We start from the raw sequence: 17525 nt of genomic DNA, 5'->3' as shown, positions 1-17525 counted from the left end.
CCCGCCGAACCATCAGTCCGTCCGAGTGAGCCGCCCATCTTACAGCACTTTCGATCACTGTCAACACCTTGTGATCGGGTTTTTCGGGCTTCCGTTGCTTCGTTCAGTCCGTTGTCCGGACCGCCTTCCGTCAGCGGGGCGCGCATTGTGCACGCGCCATTCGCATTTGGGAAGAGGTCGTTTCGAGGCCCCGGCTCAACGATTCAGGCGTCTTGACCGCAGCGCGGCACTGCCCGAACGTCGAGCACTTTATAGGGCTCGCCGCATGAATCGCGCATTGATACTGACGCTTGCACTTTCGCTTTGTGGCTGCGCATCGGCGGACGGGCTCTGGGTGGAGATCGCCGACACCCGCTATCGGGTGGAAGTGGCGGATGACGACGCCGAGCGCGCACGCGGATTGATGTTCCGCGACGAGCTGCCGGCGGGAACCGGGATGCTGTTCGTGCACGAGAGCGAACAGCCGCTCGCCTACTGGATGAAGAACACCCGCATCCCTCTCGACATTCTCTATTTCGACGGCGACCGGCGACTGGTCTCGCAGCAGCGGGACGTGCCGCCCTGCTCGCTGGGCGACGCCTGCCCGCCGTATCCGAGCCGGGCGCCGGCGCGCTACGTGCTGGAACTCAACGCCGGCGAGGCCGCGCGGCTGGGCCTTGAGAACGGCGCGGAACTGCGCCTGGGCCCGGGCATCCCGGCTCGCTGAGCTCAGACCTCGGTCATCTCGAAGTCGTCCTTGGTGACGCCGCAGTCGGGGCAGGTCCAGGTGTCGGGAACGTCCTCCCAGCGCGTGCCCGGCGCGATGCCTTCCTCGGGCAGGCCCTTGGCCTCGTCGTAGATGAAGCCGCAGACCACGCACATCCAGGTGCGGTACGGGGCATTCGCGGCGGGCGTCGACATGGGCGGATAATGCGGGGCTGCGGGACCCGCATTGTCCCATCGCCCGATCCGCCGCGCCTAGTCATGCACGTTCCGCCATTCATGCACCTGCGTCGCGGGTTGTACGCGATCACGCCCGACGAGCCGTCCACGCCACGGCTTCTATCGCGCGTGGAGCCCGTGCTCGCGGGCGGCATCGCCTGCCTGCAGTACCGCAACAAGGTGGCCGACGCCGCGCTTCGCCTGGATCAGGCCCGTGCACTGCACGCTCTGTGCATGGCTGCTGGCGTGCCGCTGATCATCAACGACGACGTGGCTCTGTGCGAAGCCGTCGGCGCGTCGGGCGTGCACCTGGGCGGCGACGACGGCGATCCGGCGAGCGCACGCATCCGCCTGGGCGTCGATGCGCTCATCGGCGTGTCCTGTTACGACTCGTTGCAGCGCGCCCGCGCTGCGGCCGACGCCGGTGCGAGCTACGTCGCCTTCGGCGCGTTCCATCCCTCGCCGACCAAGCCCGGCGCGCGCCGTGCCGACCCGGTGCTGCTCGCCGACAGCGCATCGCTGGGACTGCCACGCGTCGCGATCGGCGGCATCACGCCCGCGAACGCGCCCGCGCTGGTGGCGGCGGGCGCGGACCTCATCGCCGTCATCAGCGGCGTGTTCGACGCGCCCGACCCGGCCGCGGCCGTGCACGCCTATCTATCCGCATTCCAGGAGCCCCGCCCATGAACCATTCCCGCTCGCAGCAGCTGTTCGAACGCGCCTGCGACCTGCTGCCCGGCGGCGTGAACTCGCCGGTGCGCGCGTTCCGCTCGGTGGGCGGCACGCCCTTCTTCGCGCAGCGGGCGCAGGGCGCTTACCTGTTCGACGTCGACGGCAACCGTTACGTGGACTATGTGGGCTCGTGGGGGCCGATGATCGCCGGGCACGCGCATCCGGCGGTGCTCGACGCGGTGTCGCGCACGATGCGCGACGGGCTGAGCTTCGGCGTGCCGAACGCGCTGGAAGTCGCGATGGCCGAAGCGATCACCCGCATCGTGCCCAGCTGCGAGATGGTGCGCATGGTGAACTCGGGCACGGAGGCGACGCTCTCGGCGATCCGCCTGGCGCGCGGCGCGACCGGGCGCACGCGCATCGTGAAGTTCGAAGGCTGCTACCACGGCCACGGCGACAGCTTCCTGGTGAAGGCCGGCAGCGGCGTGATGACGCTGGGCCTGCCCAACTCGCCCGGCGTGCCGTCGGCGCTGGCCGACCTCACGCTCACCCTGCCCTACAACGACTTCGAGGCGGCGACGGCGCTGTTCGACGCGATGGGGAGCGACATCGCCGGCCTGATCATCGAGCCCATCGTCGGCAATGCGAACTGCATCCTGCCGCGGGATGGTTACCTGCAGCACCTGCGCGAGCTGTGCACGCGGCATGGCGCGCTGCTGATCTTCGACGAGGTGATGACGGGCTTCCGCGTGGCGCTGGGCGGCGCGCAGGAGCGCTACGGGATCACCCCCGACCTGTCGACCTTCGGCAAGATCATCGGCGGCGGCATGCCGGTGGGCGCGTACGGCGGGCGCCGCGACCTGATGCAGCAGATCGCGCCGGCCGGCCCGATCTACCAGGCGGGGACGCTCAGCGGCAATCCGGTGGCGATGGCCGCCGGGCTGGCGACGCTCGAACTCATCGCGGCGCCGGGCTTCCACGACGCGCTCGAGCGCACCACGCATGCGCTATGCGACGGGCTGGAAGCCGCCGCGCGCGAGGCGGGCATCGCTTTCCACACCACGCGCGCGCCGGGCATGTTCGGGCTCTACTTCCGCGAAGGGCCGGTGGAGACGTTCGAGGACGCCAAGGCCTCCGACACGGCCCGCTTCAACCGCTTCTTCCACGCGATGCTCGAGCGCGGCGTGTACCTCGCGCCGTCGGCGTTCGAGGCCGGCTTCGTGTCGAGCGCGCACGGCGAGGCCGAGATCGCGCACACGCTGCAGGCCGCGCGCGAGGCGTTCGCGCTGCTCTGAGCCCGCGGCCGACGGCGTCGCGCCGCCCGCCGGCATGGTCGGCGGCCGCGCATGGCGCGCGCCGCTCCCCGTCAACGCGGCGGGGAGGCGCCCTCGAGGTAGTCGACGAAGGCCATGCGCAGGCGGCGCAGGCCTTCGGCGACGTCCGCGTCGCCGATGTTGAGCGCCGGCACGAAGCGCAGCACGTCCGGGCCGGCCTGCAGCAGCAGCAGGCCATGGGCGACGCAGTGGTCGAGCACGCGCGCGGCCGCCCCGGCATGGGCGGCGCCCAGCTGCGCACCGATCATCAGGCCGCGGCCGCGGATCTCGTCGAAGAGGCCGAACTCGGCGTCCAGCGCGAGGAGCCCGTCGCGGAGGGCCGCCTCCTGCCGATGCACGTTCGCCAGCAGCGCGGGCGACGAGAGCTCGGCCAGCGCGGCATTGGCCACGGCGGCGGCGAGCGGGTTCCCGCCGAAGGTGGTGCCGTGCGCCCCGACCTGCAGCGCATCGGCCGCCTTCGTGCCCACCAGCATTGCGCCGATCGGGAAGCCGCCGCCCAGCGCCTTGGCCAGCGTGACGACATCGGGCACGACGCCGTAGCCCTGCCAGGCGAACAGGTGCCCGGTCCGGCCCATGCCACACTGGATCTCGTCGAACACCAGCAGTGCGCCGTGCTCGTCGCAGAGGCTGCGCAGGCGGTGCAGGAAGGCCGGATGCGCAGGCGTGACGCCTCCCTCGCCCTGCACGGGCTCGACCAGCACCGCGCAGACGTCACCCGCCGCCATCGCCGCTTCCGCCGCGGCCGGGTCGTTGAAGGCGGCGTAGCGGAAGCCCGGCGGCAGCGGCTCGAAGCCCTCGTGGTACTTCGGCTGCGCCGTCGCGGTGACCGCCGCCAGCGTGCGGCCGTGGAAGCTGCCGTGGAAGGTCAGCACGACGCGCCGCTCCGGCGGGCGCCCCTGCGCCGTCGCCCAGCGACGCGCGAGCTTGATCGCCGCCTCGTTGGCTTCCGCGCCGGAATTGCACAGGAACGCGCGCGAGGCGAAGCCGGAGGCCTCGACCAGCGCGGCCGCCAGCCGCAGCGGCGGCGCGCTGAGGAAGACGTTGCTCGTGTGCCACAGGCGCGCGGCCTGCCCGGTGAGCGCCGCGACGAGGGCCGGATGCGCGTGACCGAGCGAGTTGACGGCAATGCCGGCGCCGAAGTCCACGTACTCCCGTCCCTCCGTGTCGGTCACGCGCGCTCCCTGCCCATGCGCCAGCACGATCCGGCGCGGGCTGTAGACGGACAGGACGTGGCGGTCGAACAGGGTCAGCAGCGCGTCGGAAGACGTCATGGCAGGGGCGTGCAGGCGCGGTGGACGCGGGATGGGCGATTATCCCGCGGCCCGGCTGCCACGTGCCGGGACCGGAGTCGAGGGATGCAGGCAGCAGGCGGGCGCGAGCCCGAGGCGGGTGCGGGGTCGGGCTGGCGCCAGCGCTGGTTCGTCATCGTCTTCCGGCACGACACGCCGCAGGCGCGGAATTTCGACCTGCTGCTGGTGGTGGCGATCATCGCCAGCGTGGGCGTGATCCTGCTCGACAGCATTCCCGACCTGCACGCGCGGCACGGCGCGCTGTTCTACGCGCTGGAGTGGGCCTTCACCCTGCTTTTCACCGCCGAATACGTGCTGCGGCTGCTGGTGGTCCGCCGCCCGCTGCGCTACGCGCGCAGCAGCTGGGGCGTGATCGACCTGGTTTCCATCCTGCCGACCTATGTCTCGCTGCTGCTGCCCGGGGCCCAGAGCCTGCTGGTGGTGCGCGTGCTGCGCGTGCTGCGCGTGTTCCGCATCCTCAAGCTGACGCAGTACGTGCAGGAAGGCGGCGTGCTGGTGGGCGCGCTGTGGCGCAGCCGTCGCAAGATCCTGGTGTTCCTCAGCACGGTACTCACGCTCGTCGTGATCTTCGGCGCGCTGATGTACGTGGTGGAAGGGCCCGAAAACGGCTTCACCAGCATTCCCACCGGCATGTACTGGGCGGTCGTCACCATGGCCACGGTGGGCTTTGGCGACATCACGCCCGCCACGCCGCTGGGCCGGCTGGTGACGTCGGTGCTGATCCTGATCGGCTACGGGATCATCGCGGTGCCGACGGGCATCTACACGGCGGAACTGACCTCGAGCCTGCGCGAGGCCGGTGCGGCCGCGCCGGGCGTCGACGGACGCGCCTGCCGCGCCTGCGGCCTGGAGGGCCATGCGACGGACGCCCGCCACTGCCGGCACTGCGGCGTCGCGCTGGTGCCTGCTGCGCCGGACGATCCGGGCGGCGACATCGGCCGATAGCGGCCTTCACCGCGACGCTGCGACGCGTCCGGCACGCCCGGACGGGGCGCCGGCCGGCATGCAGGGCGGGCACATCGGCCGCGTGCCCGGTCAGGAAGGATCGCGGGAGCCCGTGCGCACCACCGCCCTGCGGCGATCGACGTCGCGGCGATGCGCGGCCGTCACCACACGCCGGTATTGCCCATCGACGCCCAGGGCTCGCGCGGCGGCAGCGCATCGCCCTTCTGCAGCAGTTCGACCGAGATCAGGTCCGGCGAGCGCACGAAGGCCATATGGCCGTCGCGCGGCGGGCGGTTGATCGTGTAGCCCATCGCCATCAGGCGCTCGCAGCTGGCATAGATGTCGTCCACGGCGAAGGCGAGGTGGCCGAAGTTGCGCGCGCTGCCGTAGTCCTCGTCGTCGTAGTTCCAGGTGAGCTCGACCTCGGAGTCGGGGTTCTCCGGTGCACCGAGGTAGACCAGCGTGAAGCGGCCCTGCGGGTAGTCGCGGCGGCGGTTCTCGACCAGGCCCAGCCCCTCGCACCAGAACCGCAGGGAGGCGTCGAGGTCGCGGACGCGGACCATGGCGTGCAGGTACTTCATCGGATCACCTCAGAGGAACAGGTCGGGCAGAAGCGGCTTCGAAGGATCGACCGCGTAGGGCGAGAAATCGGTGACGCCGGCCGCGCGCAGCACGTCCTCGTCGATGAGGAAGCGGCCGGTGCCCTCGCGCGCCGGGCGCGTCAGGATGGCGTGCGCCGCGTCGGCGACGATCTCCGGGCGGCGGCACATGGCCGGATCGACGCCGGGAATCATGTTGATGGCGTCGGTGGCGATGATGGTCTTCGGCCAGAGCGCGTCGATGGCGATGCCGCGATCGCGGAACTCGGCGGCCAGGCCGAGGGTGACGTGGCTCATCCCCATCTTCGCCAGCGTGTAGCCGGTATGCGGGCCCCACCATTTCGGGTCCAGGCTGGGTGGCGGCGCGAGCGTGAGCACGTGCGGGTCGGGCGCCTCCAGCAGGTGCGGCAGGCAGGCCTGGGTGACCAGGAACGTGCCGCGGGCGTTGACCTGGTGCATGAGGTCGAAACGCTTCATCGGCGTGTCCAGCGCGCCGCGCAGCCAGATGGCGCTGGCGTTGTTGACCAGGATGTCGAGCCCGCCGAAGGCGTCGACCGTCGCCGCCACGGCGGCGCGCACCTCGTCCTCCTCGCGGATGTCGCAACGCACCGGCAGGGCTTGGCCGCCGGCGGCGCGGACCTCCTCGGCAACGCTGTGGATCGTGCCCGGCAGCTTCGGGTTGGGCACGCCCGACTTGGCGGCGATGGCGACGTTGGCGCCGTCGCGCGCGGCGCGCAGCGCGATCGCGCGGCCGATGCCGCGGGACGCGCCGGTGATCAGGAGGGTCTTGCCGGAGAGCGTGGTCATGCGGTTCCTCGCGGTCAGGCCTTCGGGCCCTGGCCTTCGTTGTCTTCCCACTTCAGGACGCGGCGGGTGATGAAGCGATAGGCGCGCTTGCCGGTGGCGAACCACAGCTCGCGGACCCAGGAGCGGCGGCGCAGCAGGCGGCGCTCGACGGGCGTGAGCGCCGCGGCGCAGTAGGTGCGCTTGTGCTTGAGCAGGTGCCGCAGGTCCTCGCGGGCCAGCAGGCGGATCCAGCCCGAGCGCGGGTGGCCGCGGCTGGCGAGCTGGAAGTCGATCAGCGCCGGGCTGCCGTCCTCGCGCACCAGCCAGTTGGCTTCCTTGGCCAGATCGTTGTGGGCGACGCCTCGGCGGTGCAGTTCGACGAGCAGCCGGCGCGCCGCGTGGAACCAGGCGACGTCGCCGCGCGGCGGGTTCAGGTGCATGGCGGCGCCCGCCATGTAGCTGCGGTCCAGCCGGCGGCCGTCCCAGCGCAGCAGCTGCGGCACGGCGTCCATGCCGCGTATGGCACGGAGTCCGAGCGCCTCGCGGCGTGCCAGCCACCATGCCGGCAGGCGCAGCCAGAGCGGGACGAAGCGCAGGTCGCGACGCACGAACACCCCGTCCGCCCCCTGCATCAGCGCGATGCGGCCGAAGCTGTCGGCCTTGAGCGCGGCGATCTCGCGCGGCTCGGCGTCGTGGGGGGTGGGGTCGTGCGGGATGCCCATCGCGCGGCAGTGTACGCGCGGCCTGCGTTTTCCATCACGGCGCGCATCGGGATAATCGGGCCGGATGGAGTCTTCCTGGATCGAATCGGCGACCGCGTGGATCGGGGCGCACCCCGTGGCCGCGGGGGCGCTGATCTTCCTCGTGGCCTTCTGCGACGCGGTGATCGTGCTGGGCATCGTGGTGCCGGCGCTGCCGCTGCTGTTCGCCGTGGGCGCGCTGGTGGGGCTGGGCCACGTCAACGGCCCGTACGCGCTGGCCTGCGCCGCGGCGGGCGCGTTCGTCGGCGATTCGATGAGCTACTGGGTCGGGCGCCGCTTCGGCCCCCAGCTGCGCAACCGCTGGCCGTTCTCGCGCTACCCGCAGTGGATCGAGCGTGGCGAGGCGATGTTCCGCCGCCACGGTGTCAAGAGCATCGCCATCGCGCGCTTCGTGGGCGCGGTGCGGCCCTTCGTGCCGGCGATCGCGGGCATGCTGCACATGCCGGCGCAGCGCTACTTCATTCCCAGCGCGCTGGCCTGCCTGGCCTGGGCGGCGGCGTTCCTGGCGCCGGGCTGGATCCTGGGCGCGTCCTACGAGGCCGTGGCGGCAGTGGCCGACCGCCTGGCCATCGTGCTGGGTGCGCTGCTGGTCGCGGTGGCCGCGGCCTGGGCGGGGGTGCTCTACACCTGGCGCTGGTTCGCGCAGCATGCCGACCAGATGCTCGCGCGGCTGTTGGCCTGGTCGCGCGAGCATCCGCGCCTGGGCCGCTACGCGGTGGCGCTGGTCGACCCCAATCGGCCGGAATCGGCCTCCCTGCTGATGCTGGCGACCTGCCTGCTGGGCATCAGCTGGATCTGGTTCTCGCTGCTGGCGCTGCTGCTGGCCAACGGCGGGCCGCTGGCCATCGACCACAGCCTGCACGAGCTCATGGGTTCGCTGCGCAATCCGCTGGCCGACCGCCTCATGGCCGGCCTCGCGAGCCTGGGCGACGCGCAGGTGCTGGCACCGGCCGCGCTGGCGGTGCTGGCCTACCTGGTCTGGCGCCGCCGCTGGATGGCCGCGGCGCACTGGATGGCCGCGATCGTGTTCGGGCTGGCGCTCACCGCCATGCTGGAATCGGCCATCGACATGCCGCGCCCGCCCACCGCGCCCGCCGGCTTCGGCTTCCCGTCGGTGGCGGTGACGATGATGACCATCGTGCTCGGCTTCTTCGCCGTGCTGATCGCCCGCGAGCTGCCGGGCCGCCGCCGCGTCTGGCCCTATCTCATGGCCGGCGTGCTGACCACGCTGGTCGGCTTCGCGCGCCTTTACCTGGGCGCGCACTGGGCCAGCGACATCGTCGGCGGCACGCTGTTCGGGATCGGCTGGCTGCTGGTGCTGGGCCTGGCCTACCGCCGCCACGTGGCGCGCTCGTTCTGGATGCGCCCGATCGCGATCCTGTTCTATTCGACCCTGGCCATCGCCGCCGCCTGGCATGCACCGCGCGCGGCCGACCCGCTGCTGGCGAAGTTCGCGCCGGCCAGCGCCACCCTGGTGCTGGACGAGCAGGAATGGTGGGCGCGCGGCTGGGCCGCCCTGCCCGCGCTGCGCGACGAGCACGCGCGGCACGGCCGCTGGCCGCTGGACGTGCAGGTCGCCGGTCCCCTCGAACCGCTGCGCCGCAGCCTGGAAGCCCGTGGCTGGCGGGTGCAGCCCCAGGCCGACTGGCAGGATACCGTGCGCCTGCTCGACGACGACACCCCCGCCGGGGAACAGGCCGTGCTGCCGGCCACCTTCGAGGCCCGCGCGGAGGCGCTGCTGATGCTGCGCGAGGTGGGCCCGGGCGAGCGCGAGGTCCTGCGCCTGTGGCCGGCGCCGGCGACGCTGGGCTCCGGGCGGCCGCTCTGGATCGGCGCCAGCCAGCGCCTCGTGCTCACGCGTCCCTTCGGCGTTTTCGCCCTGTGGCGGCCGCGCGCCTATGCGGCCGACGAGGCCGCCGCGGTCCACCACGCGCTCGCCACGTTCCCGCATCGCATCGAGCGCCACCCGCAGGGCGTGCAGGTCATGCGCCTGCGCACGGCCGGGCCTGCAGCCGGCGCGCGCTGAGCCGTCGCTCTGTCGATGCGTCGAAGACGCCGCGCCGCCTCAGGCGTCGGCGTCGCGCACGCCCTGCTTCTTCAGCAGCTCCACGAAGCGGCGCGGGGCGCCGTCGAAGCCGCCATTGGACATGAACACCACATGGTCGCCGCCGAAGACGCGCATGCGCAGTTCCTCGAGCATGGTGTCGACGTCGGCCACCGCCAGCGCGTCGCCCCGGATCGCCTCGATCACCTTGCCGGCGTCCCAGGGCAGCTCCGGGCGGTGCAGGAAGACGACGATGTCGGCCTGAGCGAGCGACGGGGCGAGCGCATCGGCATGCGCGCCCAGGCGCATGGAATTGCTGCGCGGCTCCATGGCCACGGCGATGCGCGCATCGCCCACCCGGCTGCGCAGGCCCTCCAGCGTGGTCTCGATGGCCGTGGGGTGGTGCGCGAAGTCGTCGTAGACGGTGACGTGCCCGACCTCGCCCACCACCTCCATGCGGCGCTTGACGCTGCGAAAGCGCGCCAGCGCCGGGATCACCTTGCGCGGCGCAACCCCCACCGCGTTCACCGCGGCGAGCGCGGCCAGCGCGTTCATCACGTTGTGCCGGCCCAGCAGCGGCCAGTGCACTTCGCCCAGCTCCTGCCCGCCGTGCAGCACGACGAAGCGCGAGCCGTCGGGCTCGACCAGGCGCGCGGTCCAGTCGAAGGGACGCGTCGCGGCGACGGAGGCCTCCTCCAGCCCGAACGTTTCCACGGGCGTCCAGCAGCCCATCGCGAGCACTTCCGCCAGGCGCGCGTCCTCGCCATTGACGATGAGGCGGCCGCGACGCGGCACCGTGCGCACCAGATGGTGGAACTGCCGCTGGATCGCCTGCACGTCCGGGAAGATGTCGGCGTGGTCGTACTCGAGGTTGTTGAGGATCGCCACCGTGGGCCGGTAGTGGACGAACTTGCTGCGCTTGTCGAAGAAGGCGGTGTCGTACTCGTCGGCCTCGACGACGAACTCGCGCCCGCCGCCCACGCGCGCGGACACGCCGAAGTCCTCGGCCACGCCGCCGATCAGGAAGCCCGGGTCGCGGCCGGCCGCCTCCAGCAGGAAGGCCAGGATCGTCGTGGTCGTGGTCTTGCCGTGCGTGCCGGCCACCGCGAGCGTCTCGCGCCCCGGCAGCACGTTCTCGGCCAGCCACTGCGCACCCGAGGTGTAGCGCATGCCGGTGTCGAGCACGTGCTCGACCGCCTCGTTGCCGCGCGAGAGGGCGTTGCCGATCACCACCTGGTCGCAGTCGGCGTCGACGTGGTTCCCGGTGTAGCCGATGCCGTAGCGGATGCCCAGCGTGTCCAGCTGCGTGGACATCGGCGGGTAGATCGCCTGGTCGCTGCCGCTGACCTCATGGCCCAGCTCGCGCGCGAGCGCGGCGACGCCGCCCATGAAGGTGCCGGCGATACCGAGGATGTGGAGTTTCATCGGGCGGGATCCGGAATTCGGGATGCGGGATTCGGAAATGCGGGATGACGGACCACGGGATTCGCGACGTCCGACAGGCAGGCGGAGGGCCCGCCGTCACCAATCCCCGATCACGGACCCGGGATCCCGGCTTCAGCCAACTTCCCTCACCGGCGCGATCGCCTCGAGGATGCGGTTGAACACCTCGTCCAGCGAGCCCACCCCGTCGACGACCTTGAGCTGGCCGTGCTGGCGGTAGTACTCGACCACGGGCGCGGTGGAGTCGTTGTAGATCTTCAGGCGCGTGCGAACGGACTCGGGCGTGTCGTCGGCGCGGCCCTCGGCCTTCGCACGGCCGGCGATGCGCTCGACCAGCAGCTCGGTGGCGACGTCGAGGAACACCGCATGGTCCATCGGCTGGCCGATGCGCTCGAGCAGCGTGCCCAGGGCGTCGGCCTGCGCGAGGTTGCGCGGATAGCCGTCGAGGATGAAGCCGCCCTGCGTGTCCGGGCGGGAGAAGCGGTCTTCCAGCATCCCGAGGAGGATGGCGTCCGACACCAGCTCGCCACGCGCCATGACCTCCTTCGCCTCCAGCCCCAGCGGGCTGCCGGCGGCGACCTCGGCGCGAAGCAGGTCGCCGGTGGAGATGTGGGGTACCTGCAGGTGCTCCCTCAGGCGCGCGGCCTGCGTGCCCTTGCCCGAGCCGGGGGCTCCCAGAAGTACCAATCGCATTCTTCGCTCCTGATGCACGGATAACGACATCTTGGCGGACGCTCCACGCCGGGCGCCGCCGATGCCGGCATGATGGGCCCAGCTTACCGCAACCCGCCACGAATCCTGGAATCCCGATGCCTGCCGGAACCCTCGTCTACGCCCAGTCGGGCGGCGTCACCGCCGTCATCAACGCCACCGCCTCGGCCGTCATCGAGGCCGGCCGCCGCCACGGCCTGCGCGTGCTGGCCGGCCGCAACGGCATCCTCGGGGTGCTGCGCGAGGAGCTGATCGACACCTCCGACGAGCCCGCCTCGGCGATCCGCGCGCTGGCGCAGACCCCGGGCGGCGCGTTCGGCTCCTGCCGCTACAAGCTGAAGTCGCTGGAGGCCGACCGCGCGAAGTACGAGCGGCTGATCGAGGTCTTCCGTGCCCACGACGTGCGCTGGTTCCTCTACAACGGCGGCAACGACTCGGCCGACACCTCGCTCAAGGTCTCGCAGATCGCCGCCGAGTTCGGCTACCCGCTGACCTGCGTGGGCGTGCCCAAGACGGTCGACAACGACCTCGCGGTCACCGACACCTGCCCCGGCTTCGGCTCGGCCGCCAAGTACACGGCGGTATCGGTGCGCGAGGCGGCGCTGGACGTGGCCGCGATGGCCGACACCTCCACGAAGGTCTTCGTCTACGAGGCCATGGGCCGGCATGCCGGCTGGCTCGCCGCGGCCGCGGGGCTGGCGGGCCACGGCCCGGACCAGGCGCCACACCTCATCCTGTTCCCCGAGCGCCCCTTCGACGAAGCCGACTTCTTCGCCCGGGTGAAGGCGACCGTCGAGCGCGTCGGCTGGTGCGTCGTGGTGGCCAGCGAAGGCATCCGCACCGCCGACGGCACGTTCGTGGCCGATGCAGGCGCCGGCAAGGACGCCTTCGGCCACACGCAGCTCGGGGGCGTCGCCTCGTACCTGGCCGCCCGCGTCAAGGACGCGCTGGGCTACAAGGTGCACTGGACGCTGCCCGACTACCTGCAGCGCTCGGCGCGCCACATCGCCTCGGAAACCGACCTGCGCCAGGCCATGGCCGTGGGGCGCGCGGCGGTCGACTACGCGGTCAAGGGCCGCAACGCCGTGATGCCGGTGATCGTGCGCACGCGGGACCGGCCCTACCGCTGGAAGATCGAGCCCGCCCCGCTGGCCGACATCGCCAACCGCGAACGCACCCTGCCCGCCGACTTCATCCGCGAGGACGGCTACGGCATCACTGAGGCCGCGCGCCGCTACCTGGAGCCGCTGATCCGCGGGGAGGCGTATCCACGCTATGGGCGCGACGGGCTGCCGAAGTACGTGCGGCTGCGGGGTACGCCGGTACCGCCACGGCTCACGCCTTTCGAGGGCTGACCGCGCGACGCGGCTACGCCGCGCCTCACCTGCAGGCGCGGCCCTCGACGGCCACCTTCGCCGTGTACTGCGTCAGCGCCGCGGGCACGCCTGCCTTCGCCTTCGCCTCGTCCAGGTACAGACGTGCGCGGCCCTGTGCGTCGAGCTTGGGCGGCAGGGCCACCCCGGGCTTGCGCCAGACCTCGACCACGGCCACCAGGCCGGCGCAGTCCTTCGACGGTACGCGGATGACGTCGTTGAGCCTCCAGCCCGCGGCCTCCGATGGCCGGGCCTTCGCGGCGTCGACGAAGCGCGCCCGCGGCTGGCAGGAGGCGCTGCTGCGTACCGCCGCGAAGGCGTAAGGTGATGCGGCCTCGCCGGTGAACCGCCCCTGCAGCGAGGCGCAGGCCTCGGGGATCGAACGCAGCGTGTGGGCCACGCCGTCGCCCTGCGGAACGCCCGCGGGGCGGCGGATCTCGGGCGCGGCCGTATGGGCGGACGCAACGGCGGCCAGGGCCATGCACAAGGCGGGAACGTGGCGTCGGATCATGGAGCGGCTCCAGGGCGTTCGCGACGCAGGCTCGCACGGCCGCGCTGAACCCGCCTTTCACGATGCGGCATCAACGCAGTGCGGCATGCCGCGTCGCAGGACGTATGCCATAGTCGGCCGGCCTCGCGGCCTCGCGCCCGGGCGTGCTCAAACACCGTTGTCCGATGTCCAACTCTGTGCGGGAGGGGTTCATGCTGGAGCAGTACGGTTTGATGCTGGCGGTGGGGTGCGCCGTCATTGCGATCCTCTACGGGATCATCCAGGCACGATGGATCGCCGCGCAGCCCGCCGGCAACGAGCGGATGCAGGAGATCGCCGGCGCCATCCAGGAAGGTGCGCGCGCCTACCTCAACCGCCAGTACACGACGATCGCCATCGCCGGCGTCGTGCTGCTCCTGCTCATCGGCTTCTTCCTCGGCTGGGCCAGCGCGATCGGCTTCCTGATCGGCGCGGTGCTCTCCGGCGCGGCCGGCTACATCGGCATGAACGTCTCGGTGCGCGCGAACGTGCGAACCGCGGAGGCCGCGCGCCGCGGCATGGGCCCGGCGATGAACGTCGCGTTCAAGGGTGGCGCGATCACCGGCATGCTCGTCGTCGGGCTGGGCCTGCTGGGCGTGGCGGGCTACTACCTCGCGCTGCGCAACATGGGCTATGACGACGACGCGGCGCTGCATGCGCTGGTCGGCCTGGCGTTCGGCTCGTCGCTGATCTCGATCTTCGCGCGCCTGGGTGGCGGCATCTTCACCAAGGGCGCGGACGTGGGCGCCGACCTGGTGGGCAAGGTCGAGGCCGGCATCCCCGAGGACGACCCGCGCAACCCGGCGGTCATCGCCGACAACGTGGGCGACAACGTGGGCGACTGCGCGGGCATGGCCGCCGACCTGTTCGAGACGTATGCGGTGACGGTGATCGCGACCATGCTGCTCGGCGGCCTGATGGCGGCCGATGCGGGCGCGAACGGCGTGCTCTACCCGCTGGTGCTCGGGGGCGTGTCGATCATCGCCTCGATCATCGGCGCCGCGGTGGTGCGGGTGAAGGCCGGCGGCTCAATCATGGGCGCGCTCTACCGCGGCGTCATCGTCTCGGCGGTGCTGGCGGCGATCGCGTTCTGGTTCGTCACGGCGGAGATGATGGACACCTCGCGCTACGGTGCCACCGCCATCTACGGCTGCGCGCTGATCGGCCTGGTGCTGACCGGCGCGATCGTCTGGATCACCGAGTACTACACCGGCACGCAGTACCAGCCGGTGCGCTACGTGGCGGGCTCGTCCACCACCGGCCACGGCACCAACATCATCGCGGGCCTGGGCGTGTCGATGAAGTCGACCGCGCTGCCGGTGGTCGCGGTCTGCCTCGCGATCTGGGGCGCGTTCGAACTCGGAGGCCTCTACGGCATTGCCATCGCGGCGACGTCGATGCTCTCCATGGCCGGCATGATCGTGGCGCTCGACGCCTACGGCCCGATCACCGACAACGCCGGCGGCATCGCGGAAATGAGCGAGCTGCCGCCGGAGGTGCGCGCGGTCACCGACCCGCTGGACGCGGTGGGCAACACCACCAAGGCGGTGACCAAGGGCTATGCGATCGGCTCGGCCGCGCTCGCCTCGCTGGTGCTCTTCGCCGACTACACGCACAACCTCGACGTCGCCAACCGCGCCCAGGCCGCGGCCGACGGCGTGGCCGCGCAGGTCATGACGTTCGACCTGTCCAACCACCTGGTCATCATCGGCCTGCTGATCGGCGGCCTGATTCCCTACCTCTTCGGCGCGATGGCGATGGAGGCGGTCGGCCGCGCGGCAGGCGCGGTGGTGGAGGAAGTGCGCCGGCAGTTCCGGGAGATCCCCGGGATCATGCAGGGCACCGCCAAGCCGCAGTACGACCGCGCGGTCGACATGCTCACGCGCTCGGCCATCCGCGAGATGATCATTCCCTCGCTGCTGCCGGTGGCGGTGCCGATCATCGTCGGCCTGCTGCTCGGGTCGCAGGCACTGGGCGGGCTGCTGATCGGCACGATCGTGACCGGGCTGTTCGTCGCGATCTCGATGACCACGGGCGGCGGTGCCTGGGACAACGCCAAGAAGTACATCGAGGACGGCCACTTCGGTGGCAAGGGCAGCGAGGCGCACAAGGCGGCCGTCACCGGCGACACCGTGGGCGATCCCTACAAGGACACCGCGGGCCCGGCGATCAATCCGCTCATCAAGATCATCAACATCGTCGCGCTGCTGATGGTCCCGCTGCTCTGACCCCCGGTTAGGCCCGAAGAGGCGGCCTCCGGGCCGCCTTTTCCGTTTCCGCGCCAGCCGCTGTCGACACCGCGTTCATGCGGCGCTGGCTACCTTCCCGCCGCCCGTTCAGGCTCACGCAGGAAGGACCCCCATGTACCCCGCCACTTCCGACCCCGTCGCCTCGCCCAGCTGGCAGGCGTCGCTGCAGAACTCCCTCGGCGTCTACCTGCCGAACATCCTCGGCGGCCTTGCGATCCTGCTGATCGGCTGGCTCGTCGCCCTGCTGGCGGCCGGCGCCACCCGCAAGGCGCTCGCGCGCCTGGGCACCAACCAGCGCCTGGGTGCGCACACGCAGTCGAGTACCGACTTCGAGCGCATCGCCAGCCGCGTGGTGTTCTGGGCCATCATGCTGCTCGCGCTGATCGGCATGTTCAGCGTGCTGCAGGTGGAAGGCGTGTCCGGGCCGCTCAATACGCTTGCGACCACGGTGATGCTGTACCTGCCGCGCCTGCTGCTGGCCATCGCGCTGGCGGTGGTGGCGTGGCTGGTGGCGACGATCGTGCGCACGATCGTCAACCGCGCGCTGTCGAGGACGCGGGTCGACGAAAAGCTCAGCCAGAACGCGGACATGAAGCCGCTGTCGCAGTCGATGGGCAACGTCGCCTACTGGCTGGTGCTGCTGCTGTTCCTGCCGGCCATCGTCGGCGCGCTGCAGATCGAGGGCCTGATGGGGCCGCTGACGGGCATGACCGCCAGCCTGCTCGGCATCCTGCCCAACATCTTCGCGGCCATCCTCATCGCCGGCGTGGGTTGGCTGATCGCCAAGGCCGTGCGCGGGCTGGTCAGCAACCTGCTGGCGACCACCGGCGTCGACCGTTTCAGCGAGAGCCATCCCGACACGCGCGGGATGAAGCTCTCCGACCTGGGCGGCACGCTGGCCTTCGTGCTGGTGATCGTGCCCACGCTGATCGCCGCGCTGGATGCGCTGAAGATCCAGGCGATCTCCGCGCCGCTCACGCGCATGCTCGACATCTTCCTGCAGGCGATCCCCAACCTGCTCGCGGCCGCGGCCATCCTCGTGCTCGCCTGGTTCATCGGCCGCTTCGTGGCCGGGCTGGTGGAACGCCTGCTCGCCAACCTCGGCTTCGACCGCCTGCCCGCGCGCCTGGGCCTGGGCCATGCGTTCGAAGAGGACACGTCCGCCACGGCCGCGCAGGCCGCCTTCGTGTCGACGCCGGCCTCCGGCGGCGAAACCGGTGCGGCCATGCCGACCGACGCGATGGCGCGCATGCCCGGCGACACGGCGACCGCGCCGCCGACCTCCGGCGGCATGCGGGTCTCGGCGCTCGGCGGCCGGCTGGCGCTGTTCTTCATCATGCTGTTCGCCACCGTCGAGGCCGCCGCGCTGCTGGGCTTTGCCGGCATCAACGAGCTGCTGGAGCAGTTCATCGCCTTCGGCGCCGACGTGCTGCTGGGCCTGGTCATCCTGGCGGTGGGCTGGTGGCTGGCCGACGTCGCCGCGCGCGCGATCGAGCGCGCCAATCCGCAGGCCCGTGGCATGGCGCGCATCGCCCGCTTCGCGATCCTCGGGCTGGTGATCGCCATGGGCCTGCGCGCGATGGGCGTGGCCGACGACATCGTCAACCTGGCCTTCGGGCTGGTGCTGGGCGCCATCGCCGTGGCCACCGCCCTCGCCTTCGGCCTGGGCGGCCGCGACGCCGCCGGCAAGATCGCCCAGCGCTGGGCCGACGACTACCTGCAGCGCAACCCGGACGCCAAGCCGCGCGTGCGCGCCGGCCAGACACCGCCGGGCGATCCGCCGACGGCCCTCTGATAGCATGCCGGCGGGCGGCCGAGGCTGCCGCCCGCCGGGCGGGGCGTGGATGC

16 protein-coding genes are annotated in these 17525 nt (G+C 71.6%); 8 read left to right on the top strand and 8 right to left on the bottom strand.

The window, feature by feature from the left end:
- Window positions 1-265: 265 nt before the first annotated feature.
- Entirely contained in the window at window positions 266-706 is a 441-nt protein-coding gene (locus EYQ95_RS22040) for a DUF192 domain-containing protein (RefSeq protein ID WP_132330590.1), read from the top strand.
- Between the two features lie 2 nt (window positions 707-708).
- On the opposite strand, the gene EYQ95_RS22035 is transcribed toward EYQ95_RS22040, so the two are convergent.
- Entirely contained in the window at window positions 709-900 is a 192-nt protein-coding gene (locus EYQ95_RS22035; RefSeq protein ID WP_132330588.1) for a rubredoxin, read from the bottom strand.
- A gap of 81 nt (window positions 901-981) precedes the next feature.
- On the opposite strand from EYQ95_RS22035, the gene thiE reads away from it, so the two are divergent.
- The gene (gene thiE, locus EYQ95_RS22030) at window positions 982-1608 is read left to right on the top strand and encodes a thiamine phosphate synthase (protein WP_132330596.1); all 627 of its coding nucleotides are present in this window, start codon (window positions 982-984) and stop codon (window positions 1606-1608) included.
- Window positions 1605-2888: a glutamate-1-semialdehyde 2,1-aminomutase gene (gene hemL / locus EYQ95_RS22025; RefSeq protein WP_132330586.1), complete on the top strand. Its 1284-nt coding sequence runs from the start codon at window positions 1605-1607 to the stop codon at window positions 2886-2888. Before thiE ends, hemL begins: the two co-directional genes overlap by 4 nt.
- Window positions 2889-2959: 71 nt before the next feature.
- Here the strand turns inward: hemL and EYQ95_RS22020 are convergent, their stop codons facing one another.
- Complete coding sequence (locus tag EYQ95_RS22020; RefSeq protein ID WP_132330584.1) at window positions 2960-4198, bottom strand: aspartate aminotransferase family protein; 1239 nt, start codon at window positions 4196-4198, stop codon at window positions 2960-2962.
- A gap of 84 nt (window positions 4199-4282) precedes the next feature.
- Between EYQ95_RS22020 and EYQ95_RS22015 the strand changes: the two genes are divergently transcribed.
- On the top strand, window positions 4283-5182 hold the full coding sequence (locus EYQ95_RS22015) for an ion transporter (protein WP_132330582.1): 900 nt from the start codon (window positions 4283-4285) through the stop codon (window positions 5180-5182).
- Window positions 5183-5343: 161 nt separating this feature from the next.
- Here the strand turns inward: EYQ95_RS22015 and EYQ95_RS22010 are convergent, their stop codons facing one another.
- Genes EYQ95_RS22010 through EYQ95_RS22000 form a run of 3 tightly spaced genes read right to left on the bottom strand, consistent with a single transcriptional unit; the run spans window position 5344 to window position 7283 of the window.
- On the bottom strand, window positions 5344-5763 hold the full coding sequence (locus EYQ95_RS22010) for a VOC family protein (protein ID WP_132330580.1): 420 nt from the start codon (window positions 5761-5763) through the stop codon (window positions 5344-5346).
- A gap of 9 nt (window positions 5764-5772) precedes the next feature.
- Window positions 5773-6588 carry an NAD(P)-dependent oxidoreductase gene (locus EYQ95_RS22005; RefSeq protein ID WP_132330578.1) on the bottom strand — a complete coding sequence of 272 codons (816 nt, stop codon included), beginning with the start codon at window positions 6586-6588 and terminating at the stop codon, window positions 5773-5775.
- 14 nt (window positions 6589-6602) lie between these two features.
- Window positions 6603-7283: a serine/threonine protein kinase gene (locus tag EYQ95_RS22000; protein ID WP_370451315.1), complete on the bottom strand. Its 681-nt coding sequence runs from the start codon at window positions 7281-7283 to the stop codon at window positions 6603-6605.
- 70 nt (window positions 7284-7353) lie between these two features.
- Between EYQ95_RS22000 and EYQ95_RS21995 the strand changes: the two genes are divergently transcribed.
- A complete protein-coding gene (locus tag EYQ95_RS21995; protein WP_132330574.1) occupies window positions 7354-9354 on the top strand; it encodes a bifunctional DedA family/phosphatase PAP2 family protein in 2001 nt (666 codons plus the stop codon).
- A 39-nt stretch (window positions 9355-9393) separates the two neighbouring features.
- On the opposite strand, the gene mpl is transcribed toward EYQ95_RS21995, so the two are convergent.
- Both mpl and EYQ95_RS21985 read right to left on the bottom strand, forming a co-directional pair.
- The gene (gene mpl, locus EYQ95_RS21990) at window positions 9394-10797 is read right to left on the bottom strand and encodes a UDP-N-acetylmuramate:L-alanyl-gamma-D-glutamyl-meso-diaminopimelate ligase (protein WP_132330572.1); all 1404 of its coding nucleotides are present in this window, start codon (window positions 10795-10797) and stop codon (window positions 9394-9396) included.
- Between the two features lie 132 nt (window positions 10798-10929).
- On the bottom strand, window positions 10930-11508 hold the full coding sequence (locus EYQ95_RS21985; RefSeq protein ID WP_132330570.1) for an adenylate kinase: 579 nt from the start codon (window positions 11506-11508) through the stop codon (window positions 10930-10932).
- A gap of 116 nt (window positions 11509-11624) precedes the next feature.
- Between EYQ95_RS21985 and EYQ95_RS21980 the strand changes: the two genes are divergently transcribed.
- Window positions 11625-12881 (top strand): 6-phosphofructokinase, encoded by a 1257-nt coding sequence (locus EYQ95_RS21980; RefSeq protein ID WP_132330568.1) that lies wholly within the window; start codon window positions 11625-11627, stop codon window positions 12879-12881.
- Window positions 12882-12906: 25 nt separating this feature from the next.
- On the opposite strand, the gene EYQ95_RS21975 is transcribed toward EYQ95_RS21980, so the two are convergent.
- A complete protein-coding gene (locus EYQ95_RS21975) occupies window positions 12907-13410 on the bottom strand; it encodes a hypothetical protein (RefSeq protein WP_132330566.1) in 504 nt (167 codons plus the stop codon).
- Window positions 13411-13601: 191 nt separating this feature from the next.
- Here EYQ95_RS21975 and EYQ95_RS21970 point away from each other — a divergent pair, with 191 nt between their 5' ends.
- Window positions 13602-15656, top strand: a complete 2055-nt coding sequence (locus EYQ95_RS21970; RefSeq protein WP_132330564.1) for a sodium-translocating pyrophosphatase — start codon at window positions 13602-13604, stop codon at window positions 15654-15656.
- A gap of 133 nt (window positions 15657-15789) precedes the next feature.
- Window positions 15790-17472, top strand: a complete 1683-nt coding sequence (locus EYQ95_RS21965; protein ID WP_132330562.1) for a mechanosensitive ion channel — start codon at window positions 15790-15792, stop codon at window positions 17470-17472.
- Window positions 17473-17525: the final 53 nt, after the last annotated feature.

The organism is Lysobacter sp. N42, from assembly GCF_004344885.1.
The sequence above is the reverse complement of the archived record's forward strand: the minus strand, read 5'-3'. Positions and strand labels throughout refer to the sequence as shown.